This is a genomic window from Sphingomonas panacisoli (genome assembly GCF_007859635.1).
Lineage (GTDB): Bacteria > Pseudomonadota > Alphaproteobacteria > Sphingomonadales > Sphingomonadaceae > Sphingomonas > Sphingomonas panacisoli.
In genome coordinates, this window is record NZ_CP042306.1 from 1,835,897 (window position 1) to 1,851,687 (window position 15,791).

A 15,791-nucleotide genomic window follows, 5' to 3' on the forward strand; every position below is an offset into this window, starting at 1 on the left:
GGCGGCAATGACGTACGACATCCATATCATCGGCGGCGGCCTGGCCGGGTCCGAAGCCGCGTGGCAGCTCGCCGAGGCCGGCATTCGCGTGAAGCTGTCCGAAATGCGCGGCAGCGGCGACATGACACCCGCGCACCAGACCGACGGCTTGGCAGAGTTGGTCTGCTCCAACAGTTTTCGCTCCGACGATGCCGAGAATAACGCGGTCGGACTGCTTCACGCCGAGATGCGCACGTTCGGCTCGATCATCATGGCCGAAGGCGACCGCCATAAAGTGCCCGCCGGGTCGGCACTGGCGGTGGATCGCGACGGCTTTTCGGCCGGCGTCACCGCGCGCTTGGCGGCACATCCCAATATCGAGATCGTTCGCGAACGGGTCGACGCCCTGCCTGAGACACCGGCGATCATCGCCACCGGTCCCCTTACCGCCTCCGGTCTGGCCGCCAGCATCGGTGCGGCGACCGGCAGCGACGCCCTAGCCTTCTTCGATGCGATCGCGCCCATCGTGCATCACGACAGCATCGACATGAGCGTCGCGTGGCGCCAGGCGCGCTGGAATAAAGGCGGTGACGATTACATCAACTGCCCACTCGACAAGGATCAGTACCACGCCTTTGTCCAAGGCTTGATCGACGGCGAAAAGGGCGAGTTCCGCGACTGGGAAAAGGACACGCCCTATTTCGAGGGCTGCATGCCGATCGAGGTGATGGCGGAGCGCGGACCGGAGACGCTGCGCTTCGGACCGATGAAGGGCGTCGGGCTCGACGATCCGCGCACCGGGCGCTGGCCCTATGCCTGCGTTCAGTTGCGGCAGGACAATGCGAGCGCGACATTGTGGAATATCGTCGGATTCCAGACCAAGCTGAAACATGCCGAGCAGGTTCGGCTGTTCCGCACGATCTCGGGGCTGGAGAATGCCGAATTCGCGCGACTGGGCGGTTTGCATCGCAACACCTTCATCCGCTCGCCCGAATTGCTCGACCCGACGCTCCGACTGAAATCGCGGCCCAACATCCGTTTCGCCGGCCAGATCACCGGCTGCGAGGGCTATGTCGAAAGCGCTGCGGTCGGACTGCTCGCAGGTCGGTTCGCCGCTGCCGAACTCCGCGGCGACGTCATGACACCGCCGCCGGTCGAAACGGCGCTCGGTGCTCTCCTCCACCATATCACCGGCGCGGCCGAGGCGGAGACCTATCAGCCGATGAACGTCAATTTCGGGCTGATGCCGCCGATCCCGGGGCGCACCAAAAAAGCGGACCGCAAGAAGATGTATACCGACCGTGCCCGCGCCGCGCTGGCGGCGTGGATGGCGGCTTAAGTCTCTTCTTCGCGACCCTCATCGACGGGCGCGGGCTTGTCCGCGCAATTGGTCTTGGCTCGCACCTTTCGCTTCACCGCGGTCGTGGCGAATTCCGTGGCATTCATCGCGCCCGACTTGTCGGCGTCGGCGGCGGCGAACTTGGTTTCCGCCTTCACCGCCCATTCGTCGAACGACAGCGTACCGTCGCCATTGGTGTCGAGCTTGCCATACGCTTTCTTGCGCGCCGCCAGATATTCGTCGCGCGTGATCGCGCCGTTGCGATCCTTGTCGTAGCGGTTGAAGCGCTTTTCCTCGCGCGTCTTGGCGGTCGCTTCGGGGACGGCCGGATCGGCGGCCTGACCGTCGCCGGTCGCGGCACTCGCCGCCGGCATCGCGGCGAGCGGCGCTACGCCGGCAGGTCGCATCGCCTGGAGCATCATCCCCGCCGCCACCAACAGCGCACCCGCGCCTGCCCCTGCCAGATACCGCCACATCGTGCCGCCCTCCTGATATCGCACGCAGCCTAACGCGAATCCCACGGAAGGCTAGCGCCCGGTCATGCGGTGCCAAGCGAGCCGCGCGACGCGCCGCGGCGTTGCCGGCCCGGCGAGGTCCATGCGAGCGATATGTGTCAGCGCACCCAGCGAATGCCCTGCCCGACCCCAGCGATGCTCGGAAGCTTTCGCGAGCAAGGGAGCAGCCGCGTCGCGAGCATGAGCAGCCAATTGGGGATCGCTAAGATGGGCAGCGAGATCAGCCAATGCCCATCCCTGCCCCGCATCGGCCAACGGATCCACTTGCGCTTGAAGAAGCATACCCGCTTGCTCGAACAGCACGGCCCCGCGTAGCCGCCCGTGATCGGCGATCGACCCATTATCGATCGCGCCGAGCAACACTTCCCAACCGTCGGTCATCGCCGCTAGTGCTTCACCGCTCGGGCCAAGCGGCAAAACGTCCCGCGCCAACGCCTGCAACACCGGCTCGGCCGGCGGCGGCGCGCTGTCGAGCCGAACCAACGCCTCACGCCACCACGCCAGTCGCATCTGCCCGACCATCGGTTCGCGCGTCGTGCGCAAAACCTGCCCCAGCGTTGCGTCGAGCGCAAACAATGCGGCCAGTCCGGCACGCCGATCGCGCGGTGCATAACTCATCGCCAGCACGCGTTCCGGGTCGTCGATCGGCGTCACCGTAACATTAACCTTTCCGCTTTAGACGCGGTTATCCCTTCCTGGGGCATTTGGCGACCTAGGTGGGACTGAATCGGGAGTGTGGGGCACCATGATCGGGTCATTCGATCGCAAGCGGCGGACGGCGCCGACCACGTTGGGGCGGCTGCGTTCCGACGTCGGCGGCAACACGCTTGCCATGATGGCGATCGCGCTGATTCCGATCTGCGCGATCATCGGCTCCGGCCTCGACACCGCGCGGCTCTACGTCGTGAAGGTCCGGCTGCAACAGGCGTGCGACGCGGGTGTGCTGGCGGGGCGCAAGTCGATCATCACGAGCGGTGCGGCGCTCGACACCAGTGATACGGGTTCGGCGAAGCAATTCTTCAAGAACAATTTCAACGATGGCTGGATGCGCACCGGCACCGCCACCTTCACCCCGGTGAAGACGAGCGACAACCAGGTCAGCGGCACCGCCAGCGTTCCCGTTCCGATGACGATCATGAAGATGTTCGGCATGCCCGACATCACGCTCTCGGTCGCCTGCCAGGCGCGTTACGACGTGCCGGACACCGACATCATGTTCGTGCTCGACACGACCGGGTCGATGGGATCCAAGCCGGACGGCACGGGCGGCGGCGGCAAATACGCCTATACGCGCGAAAACGGCACGACCGGCTATGCGACGGCGGAAGCCTCGTCGGGCTCGAAGATCAGCGCGGTGCGCAGCGCCGTGTTGAACTTCTACGACACCGTCAAGGCGTCGTCGGACACAACGACGCACATCCGCTACGGCTTCGTTCCGTACAGCGTGTCGGTGAACGTCGGCGAAGCGATCAATTCGGTCGATCCGTCCTACCTAGTCGATTCCTGGACCTACAATACGCGCGAGCCGATGCCGGAGGCGAACGACTCCGTCTATGCGTCCAGTTCGAAGAGCACGACCAACGTAGCCAGCGGATCGTGCGCGACCGGCGTCGTCCGCACGCCGGCGACCGGCTACAATGTGTCCGGGTCGGGTACCAGCGCGACGGCCACCGCCGTCCGCAAGACCACGAGCTGGACGAGTTCCAATAGCGGCACCTGCACGGTCCTGACCGAGAACGTGAAGGTAACGTGGAAGTATCTCAAGAAGTCGCTCGATACGTCGCAGATCAAGGGATTCAACACGGTCTCCGACCCGACGCGCTTCAACAATACCGTCAAGTGGCAGGGCTGCATCGAGGAGCGCGGGCCGTTGTCGTCCGGCGCGATGACGTTCGACCAGGATAACCTTCCGGCCGATCTCGACCCCGACTTGATGCCGACATCGGACGACACCCGGTGGAAACCGGCCATGCCCGAACTCAGCTATTGGCGGGGCAACACCACGAGCTGGACCAGCGGCGGATCGTCGTCGACGAGCGCGAGCAGCGACTATTCGGCCACCACGATGTCGACCAACGCCGGCTATTGGGTTGCCGCCTATTACAACAGCGATTCGGTCGAATGTCCGAAGGCGGCCAAGCGACTATCTGAAATGGATCGCTCGGACGTCGAGGCCTATGTGTCGTCGAGCGGCGACCTTCGCCCAGGCGGGTTCACGTATCACGACGCGGGCATGATCTGGGGCACGCGCATGCTGTCGCCCAACGGCCCGTTCAAGGCCGATACCGCCGCGTGGCCCAACCGCAACGATCCCAACCGCTACATCGTGTTCATGACCGACGGCGACATGAACAGCAGTTGGACCGCCTATCAGCTTTACGGCATCGAATATTACGACAAGCGGATCAGCGGCCAGGACAATGACGAAGCATATCACAATGCCCGCTTCCTGGCAGAATGCACTGCAGCGAAGAATCGCGGTATTACCGTGTTCGTCGTCGCCTTCGGCCAGACGCTGACCACGCAGCTCAAGACCTGCGCGACGCCGGGCCAGGCGTTCCAGGCGAACGACAGCGCCGCGCTCGACGCCGCATTTCAGAACATCGCAAAGCAAATCGCCCAGTTGAGGATTTCGCAGTGAGGCGCGCCCTTCGCTCGCTGTCGCGCAATTCGCGCGGCGTTACCGCCATCGAGTTCGGCATCGTGGCGCCCGTCATGATGCTGCTGCTGATGGGCCTGTCCGATCTGGCCTATCAGATCTACGCGCAGTCGATCCTGAACGGCGCGCTGCAAAAGGCCGGGCGCGATGCGACGATCCAGGGCGCGGCGAACAACACGACCGATATCGACAACAAAGTGAAGACGATGGTGAAGAAGATCGCGGCCAACGCGACCTTCGTCGTCACGCGCAAGAATTACGATTCGTTCAGTGTGATCAAGCCCGAGCCGTTCATCGACAACAACAGCAACGGCGTTCGCAATCCGGGCGAGTGCTACACCGACATCAACGGCAACGGCCAATGGGATCAGGATCCCGGCGACGACGGTCAGGGCGGCGCGAACGACGTCACGCTATACACCATGACCGTGACCTATCCGCGGTTATTCCCGGTCGCGGGCCTCTTCGGTTGGCCGTCGACCCAGACGATCAGCGCGAGCACGCTGCTCAAGAACCAACCCTATGCGTCGCAGACCGTGGTGACGCCAAAGCAGATTTGCACATGACGCTTTCATCAAATCCCGCACCACGTCGCCTGCGGGCGACGCCGGGCCGGCTAGCGCGCAACAATAGCGGCGTGGCCTTGCTCGAATTCGCCTTTTCGATGCCGTTGGTGCTGATGATCGGCCTGTACGGCCTGGAATCCGCAAACCTGGCGTTGATCAATCTGAAGGTCAGCCAGATTGCGCTGATGCTGGCCGACAACTCGTCGCGCGTCGGCGTGATCGATTCGACGCAGATCGAACAGCTGCGCGAAGTCGACATGAACGACGTGCTCCAGGCCGCGCGCATGCAGGGCACCGGCATCGGTTTGACCACCAATGGTCGCATCACCGTGTCGAGCCTAGAGACCGACGACAAGGGGACGCAACGCATCCACTGGCAGCGCTGCATCGGCAAGAAGTCGGGCACGAACTACGATTCGAGCTACGGCACGACGACGATCACCGCCGGGACCGATACGACGCCGGCCAATGCCGGAACGCTCGCGCCGACCGGTATGGGTGATCCCGGCCAGAAAGTGAACGCGCCGGCCAAGAGCGGCGTGATGTTCGTCGAGGTCAATTACGACTACAAACCGATCGTCGGGCAATGGCTCTTCGGCGCGGCGCGGATCCATTACATCGCGTCGTTCGTCGTCCGCGATAACCGCGACTTCACGCAGATCTACAATCCAACGACGTCGCCGGTGACGCCGCGTTCCACCTGCAACCTCTATCCGTCCTGACGGGGCGATCGTTTCTGCCACGAAAAAGCCGCGCCCGGGCGACCGGACGCGGCTTTTTCGTTTTAGCGTGTTGCGCTGATCAGTAGCGGTAGTGATCGGGCTTGAACGGCCCTTCGACCGGTACGCCGATATAGTCCGCCTGCTTCTGCGACAGCTTGGTCAGCTTCACGCCCAGCTTTTCGAGGTGCAGCTCCGCGACCTTCTCGTCGAGGTGCTTCGGCAGGACGTAGACGTCGTTCTTATACTCGTCCGACTTGGTCCACAGTTCGATCTGCGCCAGCGTCTGGTTGGTGAACGACGCCGACATCACGAACGACGGGTGGCCGGTCGCGTTGCCCAGGTTCACCAGGCGGCCGCGCGACAGGATGATGATCTGCTTGCCATCCGGGAACTCGACCAGGTCGACCTGCGGCTTCACTTCGGTCCACTTGTAGTTCGACAGCGCGGCGATCTGAATCTCGCTGTCGAAGTGACCGATGTTGCAGACGATCGCCATATTCTTCATCGCCTTCATGTGCTCGGCGGTGATGACGTCGGCGTTGCCGGTCGCGGTGCAGAAGATGTCGGCGCGGGTCACCGCTTCTTCCATCGTGACGACCTCGAAGCCTTCCATCGCGGCCTGCAGAGCGCAGATCGGATCGACTTCGGTCACCATCACGCGCGCACCGCCATTGCGGAGCGACTGCGCCGAACCCTTGCCGACATCACCGAAGCCGGCGACGCAAGCGACCTTGCCGGCGAGCATCACGTCGGTGCCGCGACGGATTGCGTCGACGAGCGATTCCTTGCAGCCGTAGAGGTTGTCGAACTTCGACTTGGTCACGCTGTCGTTGACGTTGATCGCCGGGAACGGCAGCTCGCCCTTCTTGGCGATCGCATACAGGCGGTGGACGCCGGTGGTGGTCTCTTCCGACACGCCCTTGATGTTCTTGACGGTCTCGGTGAGGTAGCCCGGCTTGCGAGCGATGAATTCCTTCACCGCGCGCTGCATCTCGACCTCTTCCTCGTTCTCGGGCTCGGCGAACGAATGGCCGGCCTCGAGCTTGGCGCCCCACAGCGCGAACGCGGTCGCGTCGCCGCCGTCGTCGAGGATCATGTTGCAGGTCTCGTCACCCCAATCGAAGATCGAGCCGACATAGTCCCAATATTCGGCCAGGCTCTCGCCCTTGATTGCGAACACCGGCACGCCCGACGCGGCGATCGCGGCGGCGGCATGGTCCTGGGTCGAATAGATGTTGCAGGTCGCCCAGCGCACCTTCGCGCCGAGCGCGGTCAGCGTCTCGATCAGCACCGCGGTCTGGATCGTCATGTGCAGCGAACCGGTAATGCGCGCGCCCTTGAGCGGCTGCGACGCGCCGAATTCGTCGCGCAGCGCCATCAGGCCGGGCATCTCGGTCTCGGCGATGTTGATCTCGGCGCGGCCGAAATCGGAAAGGCTGATGTCCTTGACGACATAATCGGTCGTACGGTCGAGCACGGTGGCCACGTCAAAAATCTCCGGCAAATTGATTGATGTCGCGCGCCCTACAGGCTCGTCGCGGCGATTGCAACACGGATATAAAGATTTCTTTATATGTCCTTCGCCAGCACCGTGACGGTCATCTCGGCCCGACGCCGGAAGCCGAGCGTATCGTACAGCGCAATCGCGCCGGCGTTGCTGGTGTAGGACGTCAGCCAGGGCGTTTCCTGACGCGCGATCATGCGCGCCGCGACGATGCGCATCAGGCCGGCCGCATAGCCCCGTCCGCGATGGTCGGGGTGCGTACAGACGGCGCTGATCTCGCTCCACCCCGGCAGCTTCATCCGCTCGCCCGCCATCGCCACCAGCGTACCATTCACACGCACCCCGACGAAGCGCCCCAGCCGATTGGTGTGCCGCACATAGGGGCCGGGGCGCGTGAGCGTCGCCAAGGCGAGCATTTCGGGGGCATCGGCGTCGGTCAGATCGACGATCTCGAAGGGCGAGTCAGCGGCAGACGAGGGCGTATCGCAGGTCATTTGCACCAGTTCCGCGGTCCGAACGACGCGCGTGCCGGGCGGCGCAGGCCAGGATTCGGGCTCGATCAGCCACAGCTCGCCGTTATCGGGGACCAAGGACGCGAGCGTCTCCAGACTCGCTTCGGACCCATCCACAGCGGCACCGAACACGCCATGATCGCGATCCACGCGTAGGGCGCGCTCATCACCCTCGGCCACATGCGCCCAGCCGCTATTCAGCGCGCCCCAGACCGGCCTATCGAGCGGATGGCTCACGCCGTCCCGGTTTCCGGCGCGAGCAGGCGCGGGTCGATCCCGGCGCTGGCGAACCCCGCCCCCCAGCGATCGTCGGCGGCGGTGTCGTAGATCAGCCCTTCGTCCGCCGTGACGTTGAACCAGCCGTGGCGCAGCATCTCGCCGTCCAGCTGCCCCGCGCCCCATCCGGCATAGCCCAATGCGACGATCCACCGTTCCGGCCCCGTCCCGTCGGCGATCGCGCGCAGCACGTCGACCGTCCCCGACAGCGACCAGCGCCCCGCCACCTCGATCGTATCCTGCCCGCCCCAATCGGTCGAATGGATCACGAACCCGCGCCGCGGATCGACCGGGCCGCCGAAATGCACCGGCGCGTCGGGTGCGGCGCCATGCTCGATCTCGAACTGGTCGAGTACGTCGTGCAGCCCCAGCCCGTCGATCTCGGCACCAATGCCGATACCGATCGCGCCCTCTTCGTCATGCCCGCACATCGCGATCACCGCTTGCTCGAAACGCGGATCGCCGATCCCGGGCATCGCGAGCAAAAACTGTCCGACCAGAAAACGCGCCGACTCCATGGCGAACACATTAGGCCCACCGTCACCCGTTCGTCACCGCTTGAAATTACCGACAGGAATGCCAAGTGCGCTGCGACACCAAAGGAGAACACGACATGACCGTTTCCGTCGGCGACAAATTGCCCTCGACCACCATCGTCAAGGCGACCGAGGCCGGTCCCGAAGCGGTCAGCTCCGACGAGTTCTTCGCCGGCCGCAAGGTCGCGCTCGTAGCGGTTCCCGGTGCGTTCACGCCGACCTGCTCGGCGCGCCACCTGCCCGGCTTCCTCGACAAGGCCGACGAGTTGAAGGCGAAGGGCGTCGACGAAATCGCGTTCACGTCGGTCAACGACGCGTTCGTCATGGGCGCCTGGAGCAAGGCGAACGACGCGGCCGGCAAGGTCACGATGCTGGCCGACGGTAACGGCGATTTCGCCAAGGCGGTCGGGCTGACGATGGACGGCAGCAAGTTCGGCATGGGCGAGCGCAGCCAGCGTTACTCGATGATCGTCGATGACGGCGTCGTGACCGAACTCAATGTCGAAGGGCCCGGCGAGTTCAAGGTGAGTTCCGCCGAACACCTGCTCGACCAACTCTGATTCGTCGCGCATCCGAAACAAAAGACTCGGCTACGGGAACGCTTGGTGTAATCCTCGCGTTCTCGTGGCCGTAAATCGTTTCACTGTCGGAGATAGTAAGATGCCCGATGCGAAAAAGCCGACCGCCCCTGTGAAGGCGGCGACCGCACCGAAGAAACCCGCCGCCAGCAAGCACTGGATCGACGCCGAAAAGCTGCTAGCCCGCGCGCAGAAAGAGGCAACCGTTCTCCTAGAACGCGCACAAAAAGAGGGCGGCAAGCTGCTCGACAAGGCGCAAAAGGAAGCCGGCGTCCTGCTGACCAAGGCGCAGGGCGCGATCAGCGACGGCGCCAGCAAGGCCGTGAAAGCGGCGAAGGACAATCCCAAGGTCGCAGCCGGCATCGCGGCCGGCGCGGCGGCGACGATCGCCGGGGGCGCCTATGCCGCGACCAAGCTGAAATCGAAGGCCGCGGCCAAGCCGAAGGCGGCGGCCGCCAAGCCCGCGGCGCGCAAGCCCGCCGCCCGCAAACCTGCGGCGCGCAAGCCCGTGCCTGCCAAGAAGTCGTAACGCCCCCGACTTGCCAGCGTCATCCCTGTGCTTTAGCCGCAGGAGATGACGCAGGCTTCCGATATCGTCGCCGAACTCGATCGGCTCTACACCGCCTCGGTCCACCGCCTCCAACAGGCCCTGACCGCTTACCTTTCCAATGGCACCACGCCCGATCCCGCCGCGCGGAGCGACGGGTCGTTCGCCTATCCCGAGATCCGACTGACCTATCGCGGCGATGCCGACCGCCCTGCCCCGTTGCGCTCGTTCGGGCGACTGAGCGAGGCGGGCGACTATCGCATCAGCGTGACCAAGCCGGCGATCTTCGCCGACTATCTGACCGATCAGCTCACGTTGTTGATGGAGGATTACGACGTCACGGTGGAGGCCGTGCCGGGGCGCCAGGAAATCCCGTTCCCGTACGTGCTCGATCCCGGCCATGCGATGAGCCTGGACGAAGTGTCGGCGCTCGAACTTGCGCGCTGGTTCCCGGCGACCGAATTGGCGCATATCGGCGACGAGATCGCCGACGGTCTGCCGACGCCCAACGAAGCGCGGCCGCTGGCGCTGTTCGACGGATTGCGCACCGATTTCAGCCTGGCGCGGCTGCGGCACTACACCGGCACGCCGCCGGAGCATGTGCAGCGCTACGTGCTGTTCACCAACTATCACCGCTACGTCGACGAGTTCGTCCGCTGGGCGTTCGGACAGCTCGGCGAGGGGTCGCGCTTCACCGCGGTGTCCGGCGCTGGCGGCGTACTGCTGCGGGCGGGCGATGACGTCGAGGCGGCGATGGCGGACACCGGCGCGTGGCGACGGCACCAGATGCCGGCCTATCACCTGATGGCCGACGACCACACCGGCATAACGCTGGTGAACATCGGCGTAGGCCCGTCGAACGCGAAGACGATCTGCGATCACCTCGCGGTATTGCGCCCCGAGGCATGGCTGATGATCGGGCATTGCGGCGGCTTGCGGCCGAGCCAGCGGATCGGCGACTATGTTCTCGCCCACGCTTATCTCCGCGACGACCACGTGCTCGACGATGTCCTGCCGCCCGAAATTCCCGTCCCGGCGATCGCCGAAGTCCAGGTCGCGATGGCCCGCGCGGCGGAAAAGATCAGCGGCCAGTCGGGCGAGGAGTTGAAGCGGCGCCTGCGCACCGGGACGATCGTCACCACCGACGATCGCAATTGGGAACTGCGCTACACGCAATCGGCGCTGCGCTTCTCGCTCAGCCGCGCGGTCGGCATCGACATGGAGTCGGCGACGATCGCCGCCCAAGGCTATCGCTTCCGCGTACCCTACGGGACGTTGCTCTGCGTCTCGGACAAGCCGCTGCACGGGGAGTTGAAGCTGCCCGGTCAGGCCAACCGCTTCTACGAACGCGCGATCGCCGAACACATGCAGATCGGCATCCAGACCTGCGAGGAATTGCGGCTCGAGGGCGCCAAACTCCACAGCCGCAAGCTGCGCGCGTTCAACGAGCCGCCGTTCCGCTGAGCGCGTAAGGGGCGATCACGGCAACGGAACGATCTGTTATGCGTTGAGAATCGGGACGCAAACAGGGAATCCGCGATGGCCACCACTCCGAAGAAGACGGGTACGACCAAGCCCAAGACCGCGACGAAGCCGGCAGCCGACGCGACGCCGAAGCCTGCGACGAAGGCACCGGCCAAGCCGAAGGCGGCGACGAAGCCGGTCGCGAAGGCCGCTGGCGCCGCCGCGGCGACCACGCCGAAGCCGAAGGCTGCGCCCAAGGCAACGGCTGCTCCCAAGGCCAAGGCGGTCGCGAAGCCCGCCGCTGCCGCCAAATCCACGGCGCCGAAAACGACCGCTACGCCGAAACCTGCGGCAAAACCGAAAACGGCCGCCAAGCCGAAGGCCACCGCAAAGCCGAAGACTGCCGCCGAAGCGAAGCCTGCGGCGGCAGCGAAGACGGCCGATGCTCCCAAGGCTGCGGCAAAGCCCAAGGCAGTAGCGAAGCCGAAGGCGGCCGCGAAGCCCAAGGCCGCTGCCAAACCGAAAGCCGCCGCGAAGCCGAAGGCCACTGCCAAGCCGAAGGCCACTGCCAAGCCGACCGCTACCGCTACGCCCAAGGTAGCAGCCAAGGCGGACGCGCCGGCGATATCGGTCGCGGCCGAACCGACGCCGGCTCCCGCTCCTACGCCCGCGCCAGCCCCCGCTCCTGCCCCGGCCCCTACGCCCGCGGCGGCAAAGCACGAACCCGCCCCCCGCAAACGCGGTTTCTTCGCGCGGCTGTTCGGCGGCGGTAACTGAAACGACGCCGGGGTCAGTCCCGGCGTCGCCCTACATCATTTCTTGCCGTCGAGGCGGAACGTCACGGTCACCGCGACGTCGATGGGCACGGTGTCGCCGCGCGATGGCTCGAACATGTTCTTGGGGCCACGCGCCGCCATCGACATGCCGAAGGTGAACAGCGTCCCTAGATCGCCGCGCTCGCTGACGCTGACCACCGTCGCGGTCGAATAACCGAGCGAGTCGGCGTAATTCTGCGCGTCGAGCTTGGCCTTGGCGATAGCGTCGCGTTTGGCGGCGCGGCTTGCGGCGGCCGTATCGCTGATCGAGCTGGCCGGCGGCTGGTCGGCGCTCGCGCCGTCGGTCTTGCCGACGATCTCCTGCGCCGACGTGATCGCGGCACGCGTTGGCGCCTGGACCGAAAAGCTTTCCGAGGCGCTCGGCTTTTCGTCCGACTTGCCGTCGCTCGATGTGTCGAACGACTCGAGCTTGACCGGTGCGGTCTTCACCGCGCCCGGTTCCTCGGGCACCAAGGTCACGCCTGCCGCGGACAGTTGCTGCAGCAACGCCGCCTTCTTCTTCGCGACCGCCGCCTTCGCCTTGTCGTCGCTATCGCCCGTCGCGGTGAGTTCGATCGCGAGCACGAACTTCGTCGCGGGCGTATCGACGTGCCCGACCGCGACGACCTCTACCGTCACCGGCGCGTTCGCCGGCCCCGCCAGCGCGAGCGCCAGCCATAAAGGTGCCATTACCATCCGCTCGGTTTCCCCTTATTCTGTTGATCCAGCCATTTCTTCAGCGGCGCGAAATAGTCGACCAGCGCCTGGCCCGAAATCTCGCGCGTGCCGGTGAACGCCTGGAGCGCGTCGGGCCACGGCTTCGATTGACCCATCTCCAACATCTTCTGAAGATTCGCGCCTACCTGCTTGTTTCCATAGAAGGAACAGCGGTGCAGTGGCCCCGTCCACCCAGCCTGCTTGCACGCCGCCTGGTAGAATTGGAACTGCAACACGCGCGCCAGGAAATAGCGGACGTACGATACGCTGGCGGCGACGTGGTATTTCGCCCCGGCATCGAACCGCGTGCCATCGCGCGCGACCGGCGGCTTGATCCCCTGATATTGCAGGCGGAGCGCGTCCCACGAGCTCTGATAACTGTCCGGCTTGATCGCGCCGCTGTACACGCCCCAGCGCCACTTATCGACCATCAGCCCGAACGGCAGGAACGCGACCTTGTCCATCGCCTGGCGGAGCAGCAGGCCGGTGTCTTTGTCGGCGCTTGGCACGCGCGATTGGTCGAGCAGGCCGATCTTCACCAGATAGTCGGGCGTGATCGACAGCGCGATGAAATCGCCGATCGCCTCATGGAACCCGTCATTGGCGCCGTTTTCGTACAGGAACGGCTGGTTCATGTACGCGCGCTGGTAATAATTATGCCCGAGTTCGTGGTGGATCGTCACGAAATCGTCGGCATTGACCTTGGTGCACATCTTGATGCGCAAGTCGGTCTTGTTGTCGATGTCCCACGCCGAGGCGTGGCACACGACGTCGCGATCGGCCGGCTTGGTAATCTGCGACCGCGTCCAGAACGTATCGGGCAGCGGCGCAAACCCCAGCGACGAGTAGAAGCCCTCCCCAGCCCTGACCATCTTGACCGGATCATAGCCCTTGGCGGTCAGCAACGCGGCCGTATCGTATCCGATATCGCCAACGCCCTTCGGCGCGACGATATCGTAGATGTTGCCCCATTCCTGCGCCCACATATTGCCGAGCAAGTCGCTGCGGATCGGCCCGGTCTTGGGCTGGACCGCATCGCCATACTTCTCGTTGAGCTTCCAGCGGACGTAAGTGTGGAGCGATTTGTAGAGCGGTTCGACCTGCTTCCACAGCCGGTCGGTCATCGCCGCGAACTGTTCGGGCGTCATGTCGTAGCCCGACCGCCACATCGCACCGACGTCCTGGTAGCCGAGTTCCTTCGCGCCTTCATTCGAAATGTCGATCATTCGCGCGAAATCGGCCTTGGACGAGGCACCGACATTGTCGTTCCAGCTCGTCCACATCTCCTGCAGCTTGGCCGGATCGCGGGTCGAACCCATCGCCGCTTCGATGTCGGAGCCGTTGATCGGCTTACCGTCGAGCATGCCCTTGCCCTTGCCGTAATCGGACTGGAGCTTGGTCGCGATCTGCGACAGCGTATCGGCCGCACCCGGGCGCGACGGCGCGGGCAGCGATACGCCGTTGCGCAAGATGTCGAGCTTGCGCTTGGTGTCGGGCGACAGGCCCGCAACCTTCTGATATTTAGCCGCTTCGCTGGCATATTTGACACCTAGCAAGGTCAGCCGCGCCCCGACTTGTGCGGCCAGCGCGTCGGTGTCGTCGGTGATGTAGGTGGCGTTGATCCAGCCGACGCGATTGCCATCCACCGATGCCTCGGCCAGCGTCTTTTCGGCTTCGGCGACGAACTTGTCGGCATCGGCGGCGGTGGCTGCGCTTTCGGCGGGTGTCCCGGCGAGCGCGATCGCGCCCGATAGGACCGTTGCCAGCGCAAGGCCCGAAGCCACTGCGGTACGGATCATGTCACGACTCCCCTAAATTCCGGCGCGACACTGATGCGCCGCCGGTTGGCGGTCAAGCGGCGAGGAAGCTGGCGATGGCCTGGCCGAGTTCGGGCTTGATCACCGCGCTCATGTGGTTGCCCGGTACCTCGACATAGCGCGCGTCGGGCAGCGCATCGGCGAGCGCCGCCGCGCTGCCGTTATCGTGGTCGTCTACGCCGTTGATGCAGACGCTCGGCGCGTCGAACCGCTCGATTTCCGCGAGCGGCGTGCTGACGAACGTATCGATAATGCCGAGCAATGCGATCGGATCGCCCTTGGTCGTCTTCAGAAACGCCTCGGCGAACCATTCGGGACTGCCCTGCTTATGCTGGCCCAAATTGGTCAGGATATTGCGGAAATGCCCGGCGCGGCGGTCGGTATTGGTCAGGCCTTCCAGCCCCATGCCGGAGAATATCACCCGCCGCGGCGCCGCACCGGTCGCCAGCATCCGACACGTCGTCCGCGCGCCGAGCGAATAGCCGCCGAGATCGTAGTCGGTAAGCCCGAGATGCGCGATCAGCGCGTGGCCGTCCTTGGCCAGCGCATCGGGCGGATAGGCCGACGCGGCATGCGGCTTCGCGCTCGATCCGTGCGCGCGCAAGTCTGGCATGATCACGCGAAAGCCCTGCGCGGCCACCGCCGCTGCATGGCCGTAGCGGATCCAGTTCGTTTCTGCGTCGGAGAAATAGCCATGGATCAGGACAACCGCGCGCCCCTCGCCCATCTCCCGCCACGCCAGCCGCTCGCCGTCGAAGCTGTCGAAAAACTGCGGTTCAATCGGGGAGCTTGCCACAGGCGGCGATCCATTTTGCGGTGATGGTTGGATTTTCGTCGGTGCGATATTCGGGGAGACCGTGCAACTCCATCCATGCGTCGTTACGGCTTTCGACGCCCGAATGGTCGACCGGATGGAAGCGCGAGGGGTCGTCGAAACTGCCGACGGTCAGGTCCATGCCGTCCGACCCGTCGCCTTCGTAGGTCAGCGGCGTGCCGCAGGCCGAGCAGAACCCCCTCTCGGCGATCGGCGACGACCGATAGCGGTCGGGTTCGTGCACCCACCGCACGCCCGCGCGTTCTACCTGCTTCAGCGCCGCCGCAAACCCACCGGTCGCGCGTTGGCACATCCGGCAATGGCAGAGATAGGCGTCCTGATCATCGACATCGACCGCATAGCGGATGCGGCCGCATTGGCATCCGCCGGTCATCGTCTCGGTCATCGCCGCCTCCCAAAAAAAGTTTCGA

Annotated in this window: 17 protein-coding genes; 8 read left to right on the plus strand and 9 right to left on the minus strand. The window is 64.8% G+C overall.

Annotation, left to right across the window (positions count from 1 at the left end; all coding sequences use genetic code 11):
* The first annotated feature begins 7 nt into the window (after positions 1-7).
* Positions 8-1,318 carry a methylenetetrahydrofolate--tRNA-(uracil(54)-C(5))-methyltransferase (FADH(2)-oxidizing) TrmFO gene (gene trmFO / locus FPZ24_RS09355; protein WP_146571379.1) on the plus strand — a complete coding sequence of 437 codons (1,311 nt, stop codon included), beginning with the start codon at positions 8-10 and terminating at the stop codon, positions 1,316-1,318.
* Here the strand turns inward: trmFO and FPZ24_RS09360 are convergent.
* Together FPZ24_RS09360 and FPZ24_RS09365 are read right to left on the minus strand one after the other, a co-directional pair.
* Positions 1,315-1,794, minus strand: a complete 480-nt coding sequence (locus FPZ24_RS09360) for an EF-hand domain-containing protein (RefSeq protein ID WP_146571381.1) — start codon at positions 1,792-1,794, stop codon at positions 1,315-1,317. The genes trmFO and FPZ24_RS09360 overlap by 4 nt on opposite strands.
* 51 nt (positions 1,795-1,845) lie before the next feature.
* Entirely contained in the window at positions 1,846-2,487 is a 642-nt protein-coding gene (locus tag FPZ24_RS09365; protein ID WP_146571384.1) for a squalene/phytoene synthase family protein, read from the minus strand.
* Positions 2,488-2,578: 91 nt separating this feature from the next.
* Between FPZ24_RS09365 and FPZ24_RS09370 the strand changes: the two genes are divergently transcribed.
* From FPZ24_RS09370 to FPZ24_RS09380, 3 genes are read left to right on the plus strand one after another with little or no spacing between them, the layout of a single operon-like run.
* The gene (locus tag FPZ24_RS09370) at positions 2,579-4,474 is read left to right on the plus strand and encodes a TadE/TadG family type IV pilus assembly protein (protein ID WP_146571386.1); all 1,896 of its coding nucleotides are present in this window, start codon (positions 2,579-2,581) and stop codon (positions 4,472-4,474) included.
* Positions 4,471-5,058 (plus strand): TadE/TadG family type IV pilus assembly protein, encoded by a 588-nt coding sequence (locus FPZ24_RS09375; protein WP_240047401.1) that lies wholly within the window; start codon positions 4,471-4,473, stop codon positions 5,056-5,058. Before FPZ24_RS09370 ends, FPZ24_RS09375 begins: the two co-directional genes overlap by 4 nt.
* Positions 5,055-5,780 (plus strand): TadE/TadG family type IV pilus assembly protein, encoded by a 726-nt coding sequence (locus FPZ24_RS09380; protein ID WP_146571388.1) that lies wholly within the window; start codon positions 5,055-5,057, stop codon positions 5,778-5,780. The genes FPZ24_RS09375 and FPZ24_RS09380 overlap by 4 nt, the downstream gene beginning before the upstream one ends.
* A gap of 79 nt (positions 5,781-5,859) precedes the next feature.
* On the opposite strand, the gene ahcY is transcribed toward FPZ24_RS09380, so the two are convergent.
* The 3 genes from ahcY to FPZ24_RS09395 form a co-directional block, all read right to left on the minus strand.
* A complete protein-coding gene (ahcY, locus tag FPZ24_RS09385; RefSeq protein WP_146571390.1) occupies positions 5,860-7,266 on the minus strand; it encodes an adenosylhomocysteinase in 1,407 nt (468 codons plus the stop codon).
* 83 nt (positions 7,267-7,349) lie between these two features.
* Positions 7,350-8,033: a GNAT family N-acetyltransferase gene (locus FPZ24_RS09390; protein WP_146571392.1), complete on the minus strand. Its 684-nt coding sequence runs from the start codon at positions 8,031-8,033 to the stop codon at positions 7,350-7,352.
* The gene (locus FPZ24_RS09395; protein ID WP_146571394.1) at positions 8,030-8,590 is read right to left on the minus strand and encodes a YqgE/AlgH family protein; all 561 of its coding nucleotides are present in this window, start codon (positions 8,588-8,590) and stop codon (positions 8,030-8,032) included. Before FPZ24_RS09395 ends, FPZ24_RS09390 begins: the two co-directional genes overlap by 4 nt.
* A gap of 95 nt (positions 8,591-8,685) precedes the next feature.
* Between FPZ24_RS09395 and FPZ24_RS09400 the strand changes: the two genes are divergently transcribed.
* The 4 genes from FPZ24_RS09400 (at position 8,686) to FPZ24_RS09415 (ending at position 11,974) form a co-directional block, all read left to right on the plus strand.
* Entirely contained in the window at positions 8,686-9,168 is a 483-nt protein-coding gene (locus FPZ24_RS09400; protein WP_146571396.1) for a peroxiredoxin, read from the plus strand.
* 100 nt (positions 9,169-9,268) lie between these two features.
* A complete protein-coding gene (locus FPZ24_RS09405; protein WP_146571398.1) occupies positions 9,269-9,715 on the plus strand; it encodes a hypothetical protein in 447 nt (148 codons plus the stop codon).
* A 45-nt stretch (positions 9,716-9,760) separates the two neighbouring features.
* On the plus strand, positions 9,761-11,197 hold the full coding sequence (locus FPZ24_RS09410) for an AMP nucleosidase (protein WP_146571400.1): 1,437 nt from the start codon (positions 9,761-9,763) through the stop codon (positions 11,195-11,197).
* Positions 11,198-11,272: 75 nt separating this feature from the next.
* A complete protein-coding gene (locus FPZ24_RS09415) occupies positions 11,273-11,974 on the plus strand; it encodes a hypothetical protein (protein ID WP_146571403.1) in 702 nt (233 codons plus the stop codon).
* 35 nt (positions 11,975-12,009) lie between these two features.
* Here FPZ24_RS09415 and FPZ24_RS09420 read toward each other — a convergent pair whose 3' ends face one another.
* Genes FPZ24_RS09420 through FPZ24_RS09435 form a run of 4 tightly spaced genes read right to left on the minus strand, consistent with a single transcriptional unit; the run spans position 12,010 to position 15,766 of the window.
* On the minus strand, positions 12,010-12,702 hold the full coding sequence (locus FPZ24_RS09420) for an SIMPL domain-containing protein (protein ID WP_186728711.1): 693 nt from the start codon (positions 12,700-12,702) through the stop codon (positions 12,010-12,012).
* Positions 12,702-14,528, minus strand: a complete 1,827-nt coding sequence (locus tag FPZ24_RS09425; RefSeq protein ID WP_146571407.1) for a M2 family metallopeptidase — start codon at positions 14,526-14,528, stop codon at positions 12,702-12,704. Before FPZ24_RS09425 ends, FPZ24_RS09420 begins: the two co-directional genes overlap by 1 nt.
* 52 nt (positions 14,529-14,580) lie before the next feature.
* Positions 14,581-15,342, minus strand: a complete 762-nt coding sequence (locus tag FPZ24_RS09430) for an alpha/beta fold hydrolase (protein ID WP_146571409.1) — start codon at positions 15,340-15,342, stop codon at positions 14,581-14,583.
* Entirely contained in the window at positions 15,323-15,766 is a 444-nt protein-coding gene (locus FPZ24_RS09435; protein ID WP_146571411.1) for a GFA family protein, read from the minus strand. The genes FPZ24_RS09430 and FPZ24_RS09435 overlap by 20 nt, the downstream gene beginning before the upstream one ends.
* Between the last annotated feature and the right edge of the window lie 25 nt (positions 15,767-15,791).

Bases quoted from the DNA above. Each gene is read 5' to 3' on its own strand.
- trmFO (WP_146571379.1), top strand. From the start codon at position 8: ATGACGTACGACATCCATATCATCGGCGGCGGCCTGGCCGGGTCCGAA.
- FPZ24_RS09360 (WP_146571381.1), bottom strand. From the start codon at position 1,794: ATGTGGCGGTATCTGGCAGGGGCAGGCGCGGGTGCGCTGTTGGTGGCG.
- FPZ24_RS09370 (WP_146571386.1), top strand. From the start codon at position 2,579: ATGATCGGGTCATTCGATCGCAAGCGGCGGACGGCGCCGACCACGTTG.
- FPZ24_RS09380 (WP_146571388.1), top strand. From the start codon at position 5,055: ATGACGCTTTCATCAAATCCCGCACCACGTCGCCTGCGGGCGACGCCG.
- FPZ24_RS09395 (WP_146571394.1), bottom strand. From the start codon at position 8,590: ATGGAGTCGGCGCGTTTTCTGGTCGGACAGTTTTTGCTCGCGATGCCC.
- FPZ24_RS09400 (WP_146571396.1), top strand. From the start codon at position 8,686: ATGACCGTTTCCGTCGGCGACAAATTGCCCTCGACCACCATCGTCAAG.
- FPZ24_RS09405 (WP_146571398.1), top strand. From the start codon at position 9,269: ATGCCCGATGCGAAAAAGCCGACCGCCCCTGTGAAGGCGGCGACCGCA.
- FPZ24_RS09410 (WP_146571400.1), top strand. From the start codon at position 9,761: ATGACGCAGGCTTCCGATATCGTCGCCGAACTCGATCGGCTCTACACC.
- FPZ24_RS09415 (WP_146571403.1), top strand. From the start codon at position 11,273: ATGGCCACCACTCCGAAGAAGACGGGTACGACCAAGCCCAAGACCGCG.
- FPZ24_RS09420 (WP_186728711.1), bottom strand. From the start codon at position 12,702: ATGGCACCTTTATGGCTGGCGCTCGCGCTGGCGGGGCCGGCGAACGCG.
- FPZ24_RS09425 (WP_146571407.1), bottom strand. From the start codon at position 14,528: ATGATCCGTACCGCAGTGGCTTCGGGCCTTGCGCTGGCAACGGTCCTA.
- FPZ24_RS09435 (WP_146571411.1), bottom strand. From the start codon at position 15,766: ATGACCGAGACGATGACCGGCGGATGCCAATGCGGCCGCATCCGCTAT.